Below are 18,210 nucleotides of genomic sequence, written 5' to 3'. Positions count from 1 at the left end.
TTAATTTTGCCTAGAGTTTTGTTATAGTAAGATAACTTTTAAAACTAGTAGTATATTTGTTTGCTGTATTTGTATAGTATATGATAACCCAACAAACCATAGATAGAGTTTTTGAGAGCGCTCGAGTAGAGGAAGTGATAGGAGAATTCGTTCAGTTAAAAAAATCAGGGAGTAACTTTAAAGGGTTAAGTCCGTTTACTGATGAACGCACCCCTTCGTTTATGGTATCGCCGGTAAAACAAATCTGGAAAGATTTTAGTACAGGGAAAGGAGGGAATGCGATTTCTTTCTTAATGGAACACGAGCATTACACTTACCCTGAAGCAATACGTTGGTTAGCAAAAAAATACAATATTGAAATAGAAGAAACCGAGCAGTCTGATGAGGAAAAGCAACAGATGAATGAGCGTGAAAGCATGTTTTTGGTTTCTAAATTTGCCAAAGATTACTTTCACGATGTGTTGTTAAATACTCAAAATGGAAGAGCAATTGGGTTGTCTTATTTTAAAGAAAGAGGATTTAGAGAAGATACTATTGAAAAGTTTGATTTAGGATACTGTAAAGACGAATGGGACAACTTTACCAAAGCAGCACTGGCTAAAGGTTATGATTTAAAATATCTAAAATCTACTGGTTTAACCATTGTAAAAGAAGGAGGAGCAGAAGATAGAAAGTTCGACCGCTTTAAAGGGCGTGTGATGTTTCCTATCCATAGTATGTCGGGGCGTATTTTAGGTTTTGGAGGAAGAATACTTACCAACGATAAAAAAGCTGCAAAATACCTGAATTCTCCTGAGAGTGACATCTATCATAAAAGTAAAATTCTTTACGGTTTATACCAAGCTAAAAAAGAAATAGCTAAGGAAGACAACTGTTTTTTAGTAGAAGGATATACTGATGTGATTTCGTTTCACCAATCTGGTATTGAAAATGTGGTAGCATCTTCAGGTACTGCATTAACACCAGACCAAATTCGTTTGGTGAATAGATTAACACAAAACATAACCGTGCTTTTTGATGGTGATGCAGCAGGTGTTAGAGCTTCACTTCGTGGAATTGATTTAATTCTTGAACAAGGAATGAATGTTAGGGTAGTAGCCTTTCCTGAAGGAGAAGACCCTGATAGTTTTGCCAAAGCACACTCTAATGCTGAATTAAAACAATATTTAGAAGAAAAATCGCAAGATTTTATTGAATTCAAAGTTTCTTTATTAATGAAAGAAGCGGCGAATGATCCTGTAAAAAAAGCAGGATTAATTAGAGATATTGTTACAAGTATATCCAAAATCCCTGATGGTATTCAGCGAGAAGTATATGTGCAAGAATGTGCTCGTGTTATGGATATTTCAGAGAGAGTGTTATTCAGTGAACTTGCTCAATTGCTAAAAAAAGGAGCAATAGCAACGAGAAAGAGTGGTGTAGGACAAGACTCTAATCAACCACCTCCAGATTATTTCCAAGAACAAACTTCTATGGAAGCTATAAAAGGAGGGAAGGGAAAGTTACAGCAAAGTATTAATCAAATAAATATTCTAGAAAAAGAAGTGATTAGAATATTGTTATTGTATGGTAACGAAATTGTTGACTTTGTGAACTGGGTAGATGCAGTTGACGAAAGAGGTCGTCCTTTTTTAGAAAAAGAAGAATACCAAAATACGGTTTCAAACGAGCTGTACTTAAACTTACAAGAAGACGAAATAGAGTTTACCAATGAAATATTTCGATTGACCTATTATGAATTAATTCATCAATTAAATCAAGAAGAAAAAATTAAAGTAGATCATTTGGTAATGCATGAAAACCCTCAAATATCTAGTTTAGTAACTAATATTTTGATGGATGAAGAAAAATATAATTTGAGTGATTGGGAGCGTAAGGAAGTTTTTGTAACAGAAACAGTTAAAATTCTTCCAAAGTTGGTAACAGATGCTATTTTAAACTTGCGTAGAGTTTTAATTGAAGAAAAAATCAAAGAAATTATGCAAGAAAGTCAAGAACAAAAAACAATACCTAATCTAGAAGAAATAGGGAACTATACAGGGTTGAAAAAGCGTCTTTTCGAAAAACTGAACCGCGTAATTTAAGGCTGACAAATTGCTGAATGTTTAGGATTTTAAGAGTCTTAACATTTTTTTTGTAACTTTACTCGTGAAAAGAACAAGAAACCAAAGAAAAAATGAGAAGGTTGCTGCAAATTCTAGAGCTGCTTAGATTACTAGTTATATTACCTTTTAATATATCTAACGGGTAAAAAAAGAGTGCTTACCAAAGGATTAAACGACAAATGATGTCGGTTAACTTACTTTAATTCTTTAGGTATTTCACAAATAGGAATAGGAATCATTTTATGCTGATTAATTCGGTTAAGACGCGTATATATTTTATATACCTCTAACTCTCTGTCAGAAAAATCATTTACAGTTTTTCCTGTGTCTTGCATTTGCATAGCCCATTCTAATTCATCGTATGAAGCTCCAATTTGGTCTTCATCTGTTCTGCTATCACCAAATAAACCATCAGTAGGTTGTGCTTTTTGAATAGAAGAAGGAACATCTAAATATGCGGCCAATTCATAAACTTCAGACTTTACTAAATCGGCAATTGGACTTAGGTCTACACCACCATCACCATATTTAGTATAAAAACCTACACCAAAATCTTCTATTTTATTTCCTGTTCCGGCAACTAGTAAACCATGTAATCCAGCAAAATAATATAAAGTTGTCATACGTAAACGAGCACGAGTGTTTGCTAGGGCCAAATCTACTTTAGGAGAAGGCTCTACTGGAGGAACCACCGTTTTAAAATCTTCAAAAGTAGAGGTTAAGTCTGCTTCCACTTCACTCACATTACTAAAACGCTCTTTTAATAGTTTAATGTGTTCGTTCGCTCTACTTACGTGACTTTTTGCTTGATGAATTGGTAACTCAACACACAACGTAGGTAAACCAGTTTTAGCACATAATGTTGAGGTAACTGCACTATCAATTCCACCAGAAATCCCTACAACAAAACCATTTACTTTAGCATTAGTAGCATAATCTTTTAACCAGTTTATAATGTGTTCAGCAACCTTAGGAGTGTTCATTTTTGTGATATTTTAATAGTTTACAGTTAAGTTGTAAAAACTAATTTAGTAATTTCGACGTTGTAATTTAGAATGTAAATATACTAAAGTTCATGAGAAAAATTTTAGCACTAGTTAGTTTAGCTCTTATAAGTCTTTCATGTAAAAATGATGAAAGTAATAAGTTAAATGTTGATGTGTCAAATATTAATGTAACTATTAATTTAGAACGTTTTGATATTGATTTTTATACAACAAAACCAAATGAATTAAATAAGACAAAAGAAAAGTACCTTATGCTCTTTCCGTCACAACCAGATAGTGTTTGGATAAATAAGATTAATAATAAAGATGAGCAGGAGTTATTTACTGAGACACAAAAAGTCTTCTCTGATGTTGTAGAAGAAAAGGAGCAATTAACATCACTGTTTAAGCATGTAAAATATTACAATCCAAGATTTGTAAGCCCTAAAGTGATTACCATGCTAACAAATATTGATTACAACAATCGAATAGTTTATAATGATAGCTTATTGTTGATTTCTTTAGATTCCTATTTAGGAGAAGAACATGAATTTTATAATGACTACCCAGCCTATGTAAAACAAAATAATACCAAAGAACACATTGTTGTAGATGTTGCTAAAGCCATTATTAGTAAACAAATGTTACCTAGTATGGCAAGGAGTTTCATAGATAAAATGATTTACAGAGGAAAAAAAATGTATTTGTTAGATGCTTACTTACCTAACGTACCTGATGCTGTAAAAATAGGATATTCACAAAAAAAATTTGATTGGGCAAAAAGTAACGAAGAACAAATATGGATGTATTTTATAGAAAAAGATTTGTTGTACAGTACAAGTAAAGATGTTGACAAACGTTTTCTAGATTTAGCTCCATTTTCTAAGTTTTATATGGAACAAGATAGTCAATCACCTGGTAGAATAGGAGAGTGGATTGGTTGGCAAATCGTACGTTCGTACATGCAAAAGAATGATGTATCTTTGCATCAATTATTACAAACAAGTGAAGAGGAAATCTTCAAAAACTCAAGATATAAACCAAAAAGATAATGGCGATAGAGCACACATCAAAAATAACATTTAAAGTAGGATTAGATGAAAACAAAGTTCCTGAAGAAATTACTTGGAATGCGGAAGACGGAGGTATAAAAGATGAAGCATCAAAAGCAATTATGCTATCTGTTTGGGATCACAAACAAAAAGATACTTTACGTATGGATTTATGGACTAAGGATATGCCTGTAGATGAAATGAAGCAGTTTTTTCATCAAACCTTGGTGTCTATGGCAAATTCTTTTGAAAGAGCAACAAACGACGAAAAAATGAGCGCAACCATGCGTGATTTTTGTGATTACTTTGCTGAAAAGCTAGAGTTAATTCAAAAATAAAAAAAGCAGCTTTTAAAGCTGCTTTTTTTATGCTTTGTAGTTTTTTATCTTATTAATGATAGTTTCATAATCATCAGGGTTGTTTACAAAATCTAAATCCGAAACATCAACAATTAGAATGTTTAAATCAGGTTGTGTTTTGATAAAATTGCTATAACCATCGTGAATTTTTTGTAAGTAACTCGCTTCTATATTTTGCTCGTAATCGCGTCCACGTTTTTTAATGTTATCTAACAAACGTTCTGTATTTTGATACAAGTACACATATAAATCAGGCTTTGTGATTTCTTTGTACATTAAATCAAACATTTTTCGGTATAACTTATACTCATCACTGTGCAACGTAATTTGTGCAAAAATGAGCGATTTAAAAATGTAGTAATCAGAAACAATAAAGTTTTTAAATAAATCGAATTGTGCTAAATCATCAGAAAGTTGTTGATAACGGTCAGCTAAAAAACTCATTTCTAAAGGAAAAGCATAACGATCATTGTCATTATAAAACTTCGGTAAAAACGGATTATCAGCAAAACGTTCTAATACTATTTTCGCATTAAACTCGTCAGACATCATATTGGCTAACGAAGTTTTTCCAGCACCAATATTACCTTCAATAGCGATATAATTATACTTTTCAGTAATAGGGATAGGTCGCTCTAGTTTTTTATTAAGCTTTGTGATTTCTGAAGTATCAGTACAATTCTCTAGACAGATATACAAATGTTTTTTCTCTATAGGGTGGATAACATTACGTGCAATTTCAACCAAAGGAACCAGTGCAAACTTACGCTCTAACATTCGTGGATGTGGTACTATTAAGGTTTTAGAGAAGATAATTTCATCATCAAATAATAAAATATCTAAATCAATTAACCTGTCAGAATATCCTTCGGTGTTTTTTCGAGTTCTTCCAAGTTCTTTTTCTATAGAAAGTAGTCTAAGTATTAATCGTTCAGGAGGTAAATGTGTTGAAACTTTAATACAAGTATTAAAAAAGTTATTGCTATCAAATCCCCATGAAGCAGTTTCATATACAGATGCTACTTTTAATACAGCGCCTACCTTATCAGCAATTGAGTTGATTGCTAGCTGAATGTTTACAAGCTTATCTCCTTGATTGGTTCCTATAGAAATATATGTTATTCGTTGTATTTTCATGAATGGGATGCAAAGAAAACTAAAACTAAAAAAAGAAAAGCTAAAAAAAGATTTTTTATTTAAATATATTTTTGAAAATAGGGTAGGGTATTTTATTTTTCAACTGTTATAGTGTTGGATTTCTTTATAGAGTAAGATTTTCATATGATTATTGGGGAATGATCTGAAACAACTCTAAGTAAAAGACTGCTAATTTTAGTAGTCTTTTTTTTATTAAAAAGTATATAAAACAAAAAAGCAACCAAATTTGGTTGCTTTTTATATATTTAAAAAGAATAATTTTATGATTCTTTTTTCTCTTGTCTAGGTTTTCTATCGTCACGACGATTGTCGCGGTTACGATTATCACGTCCTCTATTGTCTCTATTATTATCTCTAGGTGGTCTAGCTACATAACCTTCAGGTTTAGGTAATAAAGCCTTACGAGATACTTTCTCTTTACGAGTTTTAGGGTCAGTTCCGAAATATTTTACATCTAAAATATCTCCTAAATTAACAACATCAGTAACATTGTTAGTACGTTCCCAAGCTAACTCGCTAACGTGTAATAAAACTTCATTTCCTGGAGCCTCAGTATATTCTACAACAGCACCAAAATCTAATAACTTCACTACTTTTACTTCGTAAACAGAACCTTTTTCAGGTTTAAACATCATAGACTCGATACGAGCGATAACTTTATCAATTCCTTCAGGACTTGTTCCTAATATCTCAACGATTCCCTCTTCAGTAACAGGGTCTTCGTTGATAACAATAGTAGTTTCTGTTTCTTTTTGTAACTCTTGAATGTGTTTTCCACCAGGTCCAATAAATGCTCCAATCATATCGTTAGGAATCACTCTAGTAACCATTTTAGGTGCATGAGTTTTTACTTCTGTATTAGGAGTAGCAATGGTGTCTGTTAGTTTTTCTAAGATGTGTAAACGACCATCACGAGCTTGTTTTAATGCACTTACTAAAATTTCGTAACTTAATCCTTTTACTTTAATATCCATTTGACAAGCTGTAATACCGTCAGCGGTTCCTGTTACTTTAAAGTCCATATCTCCTAAGTGATCTTCATCACCTAAAATATCAGATAAAACTGCATAACGATCACCATCAGAAATTAATCCCATTGCTATACCAGAAACAGGTTTCTTTAATTGCACACCAGCATCCATTAATGCCATAGTACCAGAACAAACGGTTGCCATAGAAGAAGAACCGTTAGACTCCAACACTTCAGATACAACTCTCACGGTATATGGGCAATCAGCAGGAATCATTCCTTTTAATGCTCTTTGCGCTAAGTTACCATGACCAACTTCTCTACGTGAAGTTCCTCTTAAAGGGCGTGCTTCTCCAGTACAAAAAGGAGGGAAATTATAATGTAAATAAAAAGTTTCTTCACCTTCGTAAGACGGCATGTCTATTTGGTTAGCCTCTCTAGAAGTCCCCAAGGTTACAGTTGCTAACGCTTGTGTTTCTCCACGTGTAAAGATAGAAGAACCGTGTGTAGATGGTAAGTAATCAACCTCACACCAAATAGGTCTAATATCTGTAGTTGTACGCCCGTCTAAACGCAATCCTTCAGCTAATGTTAACTCTCTAACAGCGTTTTTTTGTGCTTTGTTAAAGTATTTTCCAATTAAATTACCGTAGTCTTCAATTTCTTCTTCAGAAAAAGTAGCTATAATTTCTTCTTTTACTTCAGAAAAAGCTAAACCTCTTTCGGCTTTTGACGTTCCTTTTTTAGCAATGTCATAACATTTAGCATAGGCTAAATCGTTAATCTTTTTAGCTAACTCTTCATCTTCTCTTTCTGCCTCGTATTCACGAGTTTCTTTTTTACCAAAAGCTTCTGCTAAACGAACTTGAGCTGCACATTGTACTTTAATTGCTTCGTGTGCGAATTTAATAGCATCTGCCATTTCTTCTTCAGAAATCTCATCCATTTCACCTTCAACCATCATTACAGAATCTGCTGAAGCTCCAATCATCATGTCGATATCAGATTCGGCTAATTGTGCTCTGTTTGGATTGATTACAAATTCTCCATTTACTCTAGCAACACGTGCTTCAGAAATTGGGGTTTCGAAAGGAATATCTGATAATTGAATTGCAGCGGAAGCAGCTAAACCAGCTAAAGCATCTGGCATTACCTCTTCGTCATGAGACATTAATTGAACCATTACTTGTGTTTCAGCGTGATAGTCTTTTGGAAATAAAGGACGTAAAACACGGTCTACTAAACGCATTGTTAATACTTCTCCATCACTTGGTCTTGCTTCTCTTTTAAAGAAGCCTCCAGGGTAACGTCCTGCAGCTGCAAACTTTTCTCTGTAATCTACTGTTAATGGTAAAAAGTCAACATCAGATTGCTTGTAGTTAGATACTACAGTACATAATAACATTGCTTTTCCCATCTGAACAACAACTGAACCGTGTGCTTGTTTTGCTAATTTACCGGTTTCTAACGAGATGGTTCTTCCATCTCCAAGGTCTATGACCTCTCTAAATACTTTTGGAATCATAAATTTTAATTCTAATGTTTTTGTTTTGTTTGTTGTTGTGTTGTTGTTGCTCCAATGGAAAATCAAAATTGTTGTTAGTAATTTTGAGCTTTTTATATATAAATTTCTGTTTGTTAGTCAGAAATAAATTTCATGTAAAAATAAAAAAGAGGCACGTTTATAGAGCCTCTTTTTTTGTAGAATTATTTTCTAATTCCTAATTCTTTAATAATCGCACGATATCTGTTAATCTCTTTTTTCTTTAGATAATCTAACAAGCTTCTACGCTTACCTACCATACGTACTAATGAGCGCTCTGTGTTAAAATCTTTACGATTTTTCTTTAAGTGCTCAGTTAAGTGGTTAATTCTGTGCGTAAATAACGCGATTTGACCTTCTGCAGTACCAGTATCATTTGCTCCTTTACCGTGTTTTGCGAAGATTTGTTCTTTAACTTCTTTTGTTAAATACATGCCAATATTATTTAAATGATTATTATGTACTCAATGCATTCACATTGAAGTTGCAAATGTACGATTATTTTTTGGAAAGGAAATGGAAAAAGTTAGAAAGCAAAAAAGCTAGCAAACGCCAGCTTTTTTGTTATGCTCTTACAGGTTGATTCTGTGTTAAATCTATATATAAGTTGATTTGTTTTTTTAAGTCTTTTCGCTCAAAAATTGCATCTAAGAAGCCATGCTCTAATAAAAACTCTGAACGTTGAAACCCTTCAGGTAAATCTTTACCAGTAGTATCTTTTACAATACGAGGGCCAGCAAAACCTATTAACGCATTTGGTTCTGCAATGTTAATGTCTCCCAACATAGCAAAAGAAGCTGTCGTTCCTCCTGTTGTAGGATCGGTACATAAAGATATGTATGGAATTTTGGCATCTGCTAATTGTGCAAGTTTAGCAGAAGTTTTAGCTAACTGCATTAAAGAAAGCGAAGCTTCCTGCATACGAGCTCCTCCTGATTTAGAAATCATTAAAAAAGGAATGTTGTTTTTGATTGAGTAATCAATAGCTCGTGCTATTTTTTCTCCAACGACACTACCCATAGAACCTCCGATGAAAGCAAAATCCATAGAAGCAACTACTAAATCTTTTCCCATTGATTTACCTACGGCAGTACGTACAGCATCTTTTAATCCTGTTTTTTTCTGAGCTGCTTTTAATTTTTCAGGGTACTTTTTAGTGTCTTCAAACTTTAAAGGATCTTTAGCTGATAACTTAGGATCTAATTCTTTGAATTTATTATCATCAAAAAAAATTTCAAAATATTCTTTACTACCTATACGCACGTGGTATCCATCTTCTGGACTTACGTATAAATTCTTTTTTAACTCGTCGGTATCAATTATTTTTCCACTTGGGGTTTTATACCACAAGCCTTTAGGTGTGTCTTTTTTTTCTTCTGTTGGGGTTTGAATCCCTTTGTCTTTACGTTTAAACCAAGCCATAATTTAGTTTTTTATTCTTTAGTTGTTTGGTTTTCCTTTTTCAAAGAATATTATAATGTGTTTACATTATTTAAATCTTCAAAAGCTTTCTTTAATCGAGCCTTGAAGGTTTGTTCTCCTTCACGTAACCATTTACGAGGGTCATAATACTTCTTATTAGGAACATCACCTCCTTCAGGGTTACCAATTTGAGATTGCAAATATGCAGATTTTTCTTTCATATAATCACGAACACCTTCGGTAAATGCATATTGTAAATCAGTATCGATATTCATTTTAATAACTCCGTAGCTAATTGCTTCGCGAATTTCTTCTAAAGTAGAACCTGATCCTCCGTGAAATACAAAGTCAATTGTATTGTAGGGAACGTTATATTTTTCTGAAATATACTCTTGAGAATTCTTTAAAATTTTTGGAGTTAATTTTACATTTCCAGGTTTGTATACTCCGTGGACATTTCCAAAAGCAGCAGCGATTGTAAATTGTGGGCTAACTTTCATTAACTCTTCATAGGCATAAGCTACTTCTTCTGGTTGTGTATATAACTTAGATACATCTACATCAGAATTATCAACACCATCTTCTTCACCACCAGTAATTCCTAATTCAATTTCTAAAGTCATTCCCATTTTACTCATACGAGCAAGGTATTCTTTACAAATTTCAATATTTTCTTCTATTGGTTCTTCACTTAAATCAATCATGTGAGAACTGTATAAAGGTTTTCCTGTTTCTCTATAAAATTGCTCACTAGCATCTAATAAACCATCAATCCAAGGTAATAGTTTTTTAGCTGCATGATCGGTATGTAAAATAACAGGAACTCCATAAGCTTCTGCTAATAAATGTATATGTTTAGCACCTGCTACTGCACCAGCAATAGCAGCCTTTTCGTTGTCGTTTGTTAAGCCTTTACCTGCATTGAATTGAGCACCTCCATTAGAAAATTGGATTATTACAGGCGAGTTAAGTTCTTTAGCTGTTTCTAAAACACCGTTAATAGTGTTTGATCCAACAACATTAACAGCAGGTAAAGCAAAGCCTTTTTGTTTTGCTAATTCAAAAATTTCTTGAACTTCTTTTCCGGTGGCAACTCCAGGTTTAATCATTTTTTATTTGTTTAGTAGTGTGTTACATAAATTATGGAACAAATCTACACTTTTTTATACAAGTTGCGATAAATTTTTAATAGAAAGTACTTTGTTAGAAGGGGTAGTTTATACCGATATTTAGTACAGAGTTAGAGAAATTGAAGTTTTGAAACCACTTATTTTTAGTTAGATACGGTTCGTGCGCTTTGAATCCTAAATCTAGTCTAGCAATTAAAAATTTAAAGTCATAACGAAGCCCAAAACCAGCTCCTACAGCCATATTTTTTAACGATTTAAAACCATTAAATTTAGCGGGATCATCAACAAAATCCGTGTTAGTTATGTCCCAAATATTTCCAGCGTCTACAAATAAAGCAGATTTTAAAGAACCAAAAACGTTAAAACGGTATTCAAAGCTAGTTAAAAACTTCAAACTACCGATGTTGTATTCAAGAACTGGAGCTCGTGTACCAGGACCTAAATCATAGGTTCTCCATGCACGTATATCGTTAGAACCTCCTGCAAAATAACTGCGAGAAAAAGGAACTCCAGAATTATCGTAAGTAAAAATAGCTCCAAGAAAAGTTCTGTGTGCTAAAACATTGTTGTCACCTAAGTCCCAATATTTTTTATACTCAATATCTGTTTTAAAATATTGAGCAATAGGAATTTTAAAAACAGTTTTTTGCCCAGAACTATTGGTCTTATTTGATAAAAGTCCCATAATGTTCCCAGAGTTAGCAATTCTAAACTTAAAAAAAGAAAAGCTAGCATCTTTAATGCTTTCTTGATTATTATAGGTATAACTGTAGGCTATTTCTGGAATTAAAAAGTCGGAGGTTACAATATTATATCTGTTAGCAAGGTTTAAGACATTTTGAAACTCAGTTGGGTTTGATGCTGCAAAATTAGCATCAGTAAGAACGCCTGAAATGAAGTTAATTATTTCACCAGAGTTACTAGGTGTATTGTCTGGAAATGTATATGAAGGGTCATAAATCTCAGCAACTTCAGACAATTTTCGATATTCAGAATTATATATGGAAAAATAATTATCAACATTCAGGTTTCTAATATATTGAGTATTTAATAACTCTAATTGAATAGACTTTCTTTTGTTATAGTCCCATTTATAATCTATACCAACAGATATGTTTTGTTTATCTAATCCTATATTTTTTTGAATACCTATACCTGAGTAGAACTTAGTTCTAGGAAACATTCTTTTTGGAACCAATTTATGTAATCCGAAAGGAGCCATAAATCGAGGAACTTCTAGTGAAATATCTGAACCTATTTCCCAACCAGGTCCATTATTAGAGTTAAAATAAGAACCAAAAGCAGAGAGTTTAAAAAGCTCAGCACCTTTAAATGTATTTCTATTGGTTAATGAAAATTTTAAAGAAACATCAAAGTTACGAATATTGGAACGTGATAACTCGGATTCAAAACCTAAAGTGTATTTCTCTATAGGGGTTAAATATACATTTGCTTCTAGCTCGTTTTCACTTAATTCATTATATCGAATAGAGGTTGCTTTGAAGTTTTTTAATCCTCTTAAGTGGGTACGAGTTAAATTTCTAAGAGAATCACTATAAACAGTATTGGGTTTTATAAATAGCGACTGTGATAAGTACTTAGGGTTGTATTTTAATTTTCGAAGAGCGTAAAAGTTAATTCCTTTATAAGAGGTGGTGTCCTTGTGTTTAGAGTTTCTAGTACTATAAGTATAGTCGGTAAAAACATTTACTTTCTTTAGCTTTTGAATTTGAAAAGGAACGGTTTTGTCAGAAATATTAATATCTACGTCAGTTTTTTCATAGTTTTTTAAAGTATCATTTTCAAATGAAATATAATTTTCATTAAAATGATAGACTCCTTTGTTTCTAAAAAGTTTTACAAGTCGATTTGCTTCTTTTATGAAGTTGTCATTTTTATAATGATCTCCAGATTTTAAATAGCTTTTGTCTTTTGTTAGTTGGTATAAAGAATCTAAAACAGGTGATGTAATAAAGGTTTTTATGGTGTCTAAATAAGAAGGATTTCCTTTTGTAATATGATAACTAACTTTTCCTTTCTTTTTACTGATAGTATCCTTTTTAGAAGAAACGTTGGCTCTAAAATATCCTTCAGTTTGATAGTAAGCTTTTAAATTATTTACAGTCCTACTAGTTTTTTTGTCATCAATTATAATTGGAGCTTGTCCACTTGTTAAAAACCAATTATTAAACCCAATAAATGTTTTAGCTACAGCAATACTTTGTTTTTCAGAGAAAATATCTTTGTAAAAATTGTAGGTTTTTGGATGTTTTTTTGCCCATTCACTTGGGGTTTTAGGAGCTTCTGGATTTCCTAAATTATAAAAATGCAAAGATAAAGGCATCCCTAGAGCCTTAGCGTTAGGACGTTGCATTAGTAGTTCAGTAATGTTATCACTAGAGTTTTTTACACTGTCAATATATACCGTGTTTTTGGCTAGCAATAACTCGTTTTCTTTAACATATTTAATCGTGCTACATGAGCTGAATAAGACTACTAATAAAAAGAAGAAAGAAAGTTTTTTCATTAACTTTACACCTCGTATTAAGAATCAAAAATACTATTTTTTAGTGGTTTTAGAGTGTTAAAAACAATTTAATGAGTTTATCTAAAAACAATATAAAGTTAATAACTAGTTTACAACAAAAAAAGTATAGACAGAAGCATCAATTATTTGTAGCAGAAGGAGTGAAGGTGGTTAGTGAATTACTTGCATCTTCTTTAAAAGTAGAACAATTATATACTACTGATGAGTCATTTATGACTTTAAAAGAAGTAGAGGTTGTTTTGATTTCTGAAAATGAGTTGAAAAAAGTAAGTACTCTAAAAAAACCAAATAAGGTATTAGGTCTGTTTAAGATTCCGAAAGATGAAGAAATTAATAAAAACAGTTTTATTGTTGCTTTAGATGGAGTTAACGACCCAGGGAATTTAGGAACAATTATCCGTCTATGCGATTGGTTTGGGATTTCTGAGTTGGTATGTTCTAAAAATACGGTTGATTGTTATAATCAAAAGGTGGTACAATCTACTATGGGATCGTTAACAAGAGTTCAGGTTTCATATGTTGACCTACCTGAATTTTTAAAGAGTACTTCATTGCCTATTTATACAGCAGATATGGATGGTGAAAATGTATACACTACATCATTACCTAAACAAGCAGTTTTAGTAATGGGAAATGAGGCAAATGGAATTTCTCCTGAAATTGCTGATATTGTAAAAAACACTGTAACCATCCCAAGGTTTGGTGAGTTACAACAAACTGAAAGTTTAAATGTAGCAACAGCAACAGCTATATTACTAAGTGAGTTTAAAAGAGAATTAACTTAACTGATAAAACTAAATCGCTATTGCTTGATTTTTTCAGAAAAAGCTTCTAATTCTTCTTTATAAAGAGCGTCAGTGTTTTGGTGAAAATTGAAAGATAGGTTAGTTAGTTCTTGTTATTTTAAGAGAGAGTTAAAAAGAGAAACCCTTTGTTCTTTACTAAAGAACAAAGGGTTTGTTATTATAGTTTTTAAGCTCTTTAAAACTTAAAATAATCCATTTATTTGAGCATCTATTCTGTCAATAATAGAACCTAAGTCTTCCTGATTATCAACAAAATCTAAATTATCTACATCAATAATTAATAACTTTCCTTTAGTATACTGGCTAATCCAAGCTTCATAGCGTTCATTTAATCGACTTAAATAATCGATACTAATAGAGTTTTCATACTCCCTGCCTCGTTTATGAATTTGACCTACTAATGTAGAAATATCTGCACGTAAATAAATTAATAAATCAGGTGGAGTTACCAAGTTTTCCATTAATTCAAATAGAGAAGAATAGTTGCTATAATCTCTATTTGTCATTAATCCCATTGCATGTAAGTTGGGTGCGAAAATATGAGCGTCTTCGTAAATAGTTCGATCTTGAATTATTTTTTTACCAGATTTACGTAGCTCTAGTACCTGACGAAAACGACTATTTAAAAAGTAAACTTGTAAATTAAAAGACCAACGTTCCATTTCGGCATAAAAGTCATCTAAATACGGGTTTTCATCAACTGATTCAAAATGAGCTTCCCAATTGTAGTGCTTTGCTAATAATTTTGTTAAAGTGGTTTTACCCGCGCCAATGTTCCCGGCAATTGCTACGTGCATAATTATTTGTTGTAAAGTGTTTTTTTATATTGCTGGCACTGCCAGATTAGGGGACGGTAAAATTACATAAAAAAAGGAACTCATAAACAATTTAACAGATCAATTTATAACCATAGCCTCTTATGTTTATAATTTGAATATTCTCATCGTGTTTTAGCTTCTTTCTCAGCTTAGAAATAAAAACATCCATACTTCGAGCATTAAAAAAATCGTCATCTCCCCATAATTTTTTTAAAATAAAAGACCTGTCTAAAACTTCATTTTTCTTTTGTGATAGGTGGAATAGTAATTCAGATTCTCGATGTGTTAATTTTTTACAATCATTATTAAAAGACAAAACTTGCTTGGTGTAGTTAAAAGTATAATTACCAATGTTAATTGCGTCGTAGTTCTTTTTTAACTCAACTCTGTTTAACAATGAGTGAATACGAACAATTAATTCTTCCATTGAAAAAGGTTTTTTAAGATAGTCATTTCCACCGTGCTCAAAACCTTCAACAACATCTTTAGCTTGCGATTTTGCAGTTAAAAAAATAATAGGAAGATGTTTGTTCTCTTGTCGAATCTCTTTAGCTAGTGTAAAACCATCTTTTTTAGGCATCATTACGTCTAAAACTAAAATATCAGGAGGATTTACTTGATAAATTTCATAAGCTTCTTCTCCATTAAGAGCATGAAACACTTTAAAATTTCTAGTTTCTAAACTTTCTTTTACAATTTGGCCTAAACTAGGTTCGTCTTCTGCCAACAACACTTTAATAGTTTTACTCATTATTTAAAACAATTTTAAAAAGGGTATTATTCGGTTTTGAAATTAAGGATATAACACCTTTATGTTTTTCAATAATCTTTTTAGTATAATATAAGCCTATCCCAAAACCTTTTACATCATGGGTGTTTCCTTTTGGAATACGGTAAAACTGATCGAATATTTTTTCTTGTTGATTTTTGTCAATTCCCTTACCGTTGTCTGCTACAGTTATTTCAATAGCGTTTAATACTTGGTTAATATGTACCTCTATTTTGTTTCCACCATATTTGATCGCATTATCTAATAAGTTTGAAATGGCATTCTCAAAATGAAATACATCAATATCTGTCACTATTTCATGTTTGTTTGATGAGAATTGAATTGTCTTTTCAGAGTTGGTAAACTGATGTTTTTTAGTGTTGTTTTCTATTAACTCAACTAAATTGACAGGTTCTTTCTTTAAAAGTAATTTTTCGCTATCAAGGGTAGCAGTTTCTAATAACTTTTCAACCATTAAATGTAGTTTTTCTATTTGTACAGATGAAATAGAAATGTATTTTTTAGTTTTTTCTTTGTCATCTATAGCATTAAAATTATTAATAGCTTCTAGCGCAGTTGAAACAGTAGTTATAGGGGTTTTAAATTCGTGAGTAATGTTGCTTATTAAATCATTTTTAATTTCAGCCAGTTCTTTTTGTTGATTGATAATTTTTAACAGGTAAAAAAGACTCATTACAACAGCTAATGAAAGGAGAAGAGATAGAATAATTCCTGTCGAACTTCTTTTAAGAATCTCACTTGACGGATTCTCATATAATAGGGTTAGCTTTTCATCACTTTTAACATAAGTAGACTTAGCATCACTTTGTAGGAATTGTATAGATACTCCTTCCTTTTTTGATGAGTAAAATAGGGTGTCATGTTTAAAGTGATTTAAGTAAAAAGGAGTTGAAATACCTTTAGTTGTTAATTGTTTTTTTATAATTGAATCTAGTTTTCCATGATTTAAAGCATCATTTTGAACAGAAATAAAAATGGTTTGTAATCCTTTTATTAGCTTTAAGCTATCGGTAGCTTTCTTTCCTTTAAAAACTTTTACCTCTTTAATTCCAGAAGAGTCTATATGAATGCCAGATGTATGGGGTTTATTAAATTGAGTAACCTGAGTGATTTTAGAATATTTTTCAGGGGTTGAATCTTTAATTTTATTTTCTATATCAAGTAAAAGTGAGTCAACAAAATAAGAATTCATCTTTTTAAACTCTTTTGGATCATCTGTTTTAATGTCAAAAGAAGAAATTTTAAATTCTATACTGTCCTTCTTTTTATCAACTTGTGAAGAGAAGACTTTCTTCCAAATATTTTTATTGCTGAGATTGCTTTTTGAAGTTGTTTTACCAGATTCTACGATGGCAAAAAAGTTTTGTTTGGTTAAAGCAGCGTAATACTCTTCAACAGCATTATCTAAACTTAATTGAATTTCATTTATAACACGTTGCTTGTTTTGTTGATAGTTTTTATAGTTCCAATAAAACTGAATCAAAATTGTGGTAATAATTGTAAGGCTAATTAAATATAGTACCCAGCGATGTTTTTTTGTGTTCATGTTTCAAAGATAGAATGTTAAAACGAATAAAAACACCGGTTAACACTCGTTAACACTCATTAACTCAAAAAGATAATATCACTAAGCATATTTGTAGTGTTTAATATAAATACTAAAAAAATGAAAAATGTTACATTATTCATATTGTTGTTAAGTGCATCAATGTTTTCGCAAAATTTTCAAGGAAAAGCTACTTATAAGACTCATAGAAAAATCGATTTTAAAATAGATAATGATAAAAATGGCAAGGGAGCGGCAAACTCTGAAATGCAAAAAAAAATACAAGCGCAATTAATGAAGCAGTTTCAGCAAACCTACACGTTAAATTTTGATCAATCAGCATCTACCTACAAACAAAATAAAAAACTTTCTTCACCTCAAGTTCAAACAGGAGGAGTGCAAATTCAAATAATGGGTAGTGGAGGAGGAACTGATGTGTTGTATAAAAACATAAAAGATAAAAGGTATGTGAACAAAACTGAGATAAGCGGTAAACGTTTTTTAATAAAAGACAAGTTAGAAAACTTTGATTGGAAAATGACGGGAGAAACTAAGAATATTGGAAACTATACTTGTTATAAGGCTACTAAAAAAAGAAAAGAAACCAGAACTTCAATGTCTATGACCGATGGGGAAACAGAAGAAAAAAAAGAAGAAGTAACTATTGAAACTGTGGCTTGGTATACTCCTGAAATTCCTATTAGTAATGGTCCAGGACAGTTTTGGGGTTTGCCAGGATTGATTTTAGAAGTACAAGATGGAAACCTTACTATTGTTTGTTCAGAAATCGTTTTAAATCCGTCAGAAAAAATAGAAATAAAAGAACCTACCAAAGGTAAAAAGGTTATTCAAAAGGAGTTCGATACTATAATGGATGAACATACTAAAGATATAAAGGAACGTTTTAGAAACAAACGAAAAAGTAAGGATGGAAATTCTTTTCAAATAGAAATACAAGGATAGTTAGACTGTGTTAA

Annotated in this window: 15 protein-coding genes; 5 read left to right on the top strand and 10 right to left on the bottom strand. The window is 31.7% G+C overall.

Annotation, left to right across the window (positions count from 1 at the left end; translation table 11 throughout):
- The first annotated feature begins 80 nt into the window (after window positions 1-80).
- A complete protein-coding gene (gene dnaG / locus MK851_RS13150) occupies window positions 81-2,084 on the top strand; it encodes a DNA primase (protein ID WP_320244321.1) in 2,004 nt (667 codons plus the stop codon).
- 215 nt (window positions 2,085-2,299) lie between these two features.
- On the opposite strand, the gene nadE is transcribed toward dnaG, so the two are convergent.
- Window positions 2,300-3,088: an NAD(+) synthase gene (nadE, locus tag MK851_RS13145; RefSeq protein WP_303509636.1), complete on the bottom strand. Its 789-nt coding sequence runs from the start codon at window positions 3,086-3,088 to the stop codon at window positions 2,300-2,302.
- A gap of 92 nt (window positions 3,089-3,180) precedes the next feature.
- On the opposite strand from nadE, the gene gldB reads away from it, so the two are divergent.
- Window positions 3,181-4,143, top strand: a complete 963-nt coding sequence (gene gldB / locus MK851_RS13140; RefSeq protein WP_320244320.1) for a gliding motility lipoprotein GldB — start codon at window positions 3,181-3,183, stop codon at window positions 4,141-4,143.
- Window positions 4,143-4,481 carry a gliding motility protein GldC gene (gene gldC / locus MK851_RS13135; protein ID WP_303509640.1) on the top strand — a complete coding sequence of 113 codons (339 nt, stop codon included), beginning with the start codon at window positions 4,143-4,145 and terminating at the stop codon, window positions 4,479-4,481. Before gldB ends, gldC begins: the two co-directional genes overlap by 1 nt.
- A gap of 27 nt (window positions 4,482-4,508) precedes the next feature.
- Here gldC and folK read toward each other — a convergent pair whose 3' ends face one another.
- From folK to MK851_RS13105, 6 genes are all read right to left on the bottom strand, one after another.
- Window positions 4,509-5,639, bottom strand: coding sequence for a 2-amino-4-hydroxy-6-hydroxymethyldihydropteridine diphosphokinase (gene folK / locus MK851_RS13130; protein WP_320244319.1), 1,131 nt, complete (start codon window positions 5,637-5,639; stop codon window positions 4,509-4,511).
- 281 nt (window positions 5,640-5,920) lie between these two features.
- Window positions 5,921-8,155 carry a polyribonucleotide nucleotidyltransferase gene (locus MK851_RS13125; RefSeq protein WP_320244318.1) on the bottom strand — a complete coding sequence of 745 codons (2,235 nt, stop codon included), beginning with the start codon at window positions 8,153-8,155 and terminating at the stop codon, window positions 5,921-5,923.
- A 182-nt stretch (window positions 8,156-8,337) separates the two neighbouring features.
- On the bottom strand, window positions 8,338-8,607 hold the full coding sequence (gene rpsO, locus MK851_RS13120; protein WP_047788611.1) for a 30S ribosomal protein S15: 270 nt from the start codon (window positions 8,605-8,607) through the stop codon (window positions 8,338-8,340).
- Window positions 8,608-8,737: 130 nt separating this feature from the next.
- On the bottom strand, window positions 8,738-9,595 hold the full coding sequence (gene accD / locus MK851_RS13115) for an acetyl-CoA carboxylase, carboxyltransferase subunit beta (protein WP_303509661.1): 858 nt from the start codon (window positions 9,593-9,595) through the stop codon (window positions 8,738-8,740).
- Window positions 9,596-9,645: 50 nt separating this feature from the next.
- A complete protein-coding gene (gene fbaA / locus MK851_RS13110) occupies window positions 9,646-10,704 on the bottom strand; it encodes a class II fructose-bisphosphate aldolase (RefSeq protein WP_303509664.1) in 1,059 nt (352 codons plus the stop codon).
- Window positions 10,705-10,798: 94 nt separating this feature from the next.
- Window positions 10,799-13,252, bottom strand: a complete 2,454-nt coding sequence (locus MK851_RS13105) for a BamA/TamA family outer membrane protein (protein WP_320244317.1) — start codon at window positions 13,250-13,252, stop codon at window positions 10,799-10,801.
- A 71-nt stretch (window positions 13,253-13,323) separates the two neighbouring features.
- Between MK851_RS13105 and MK851_RS13100 the strand changes: the two genes are divergently transcribed.
- A complete protein-coding gene (locus MK851_RS13100) occupies window positions 13,324-14,058 on the top strand; it encodes an RNA methyltransferase (RefSeq protein WP_320244316.1) in 735 nt (244 codons plus the stop codon).
- Window positions 14,059-14,261: 203 nt separating this feature from the next.
- Here MK851_RS13100 and MK851_RS13095 read toward each other — a convergent pair whose 3' ends face one another.
- The 3 genes from MK851_RS13095 to MK851_RS13085 all read right to left on the bottom strand — a co-directional run bounded on the left by MK851_RS13095 (window position 14,262) and on the right by MK851_RS13085 (window position 17,233).
- Window positions 14,262-14,876, bottom strand: a complete 615-nt coding sequence (locus MK851_RS13095) for a deoxynucleoside kinase (RefSeq protein ID WP_303509673.1) — start codon at window positions 14,874-14,876, stop codon at window positions 14,262-14,264.
- A 91-nt stretch (window positions 14,877-14,967) separates the two neighbouring features.
- On the bottom strand, window positions 14,968-15,648 hold the full coding sequence (locus MK851_RS13090) for a response regulator transcription factor (protein ID WP_303509675.1): 681 nt from the start codon (window positions 15,646-15,648) through the stop codon (window positions 14,968-14,970).
- On the bottom strand, window positions 15,641-17,233 hold the full coding sequence (locus tag MK851_RS13085; RefSeq protein WP_320244315.1) for a HAMP domain-containing sensor histidine kinase: 1,593 nt from the start codon (window positions 17,231-17,233) through the stop codon (window positions 15,641-15,643). The genes MK851_RS13090 and MK851_RS13085 overlap by 8 nt, the downstream gene beginning before the upstream one ends.
- A 120-nt stretch (window positions 17,234-17,353) precedes the next feature.
- Between MK851_RS13085 and MK851_RS13080 the strand changes: the two genes are divergently transcribed.
- Entirely contained in the window at window positions 17,354-18,196 is an 843-nt protein-coding gene (locus MK851_RS13080) for a GLPGLI family protein (protein ID WP_320244314.1), read from the top strand.
- Window positions 18,197-18,210 lie beyond the last annotated feature (14 nt).

This window comes from Tenacibaculum sp. 1B UA (assembly GCF_033978845.1).
Classification (GTDB): Bacteria; Bacteroidota; Bacteroidia; order Flavobacteriales; family Flavobacteriaceae; genus Polaribacter.
This window is presented reverse-complemented; position numbering and strand designations above follow the sequence as displayed.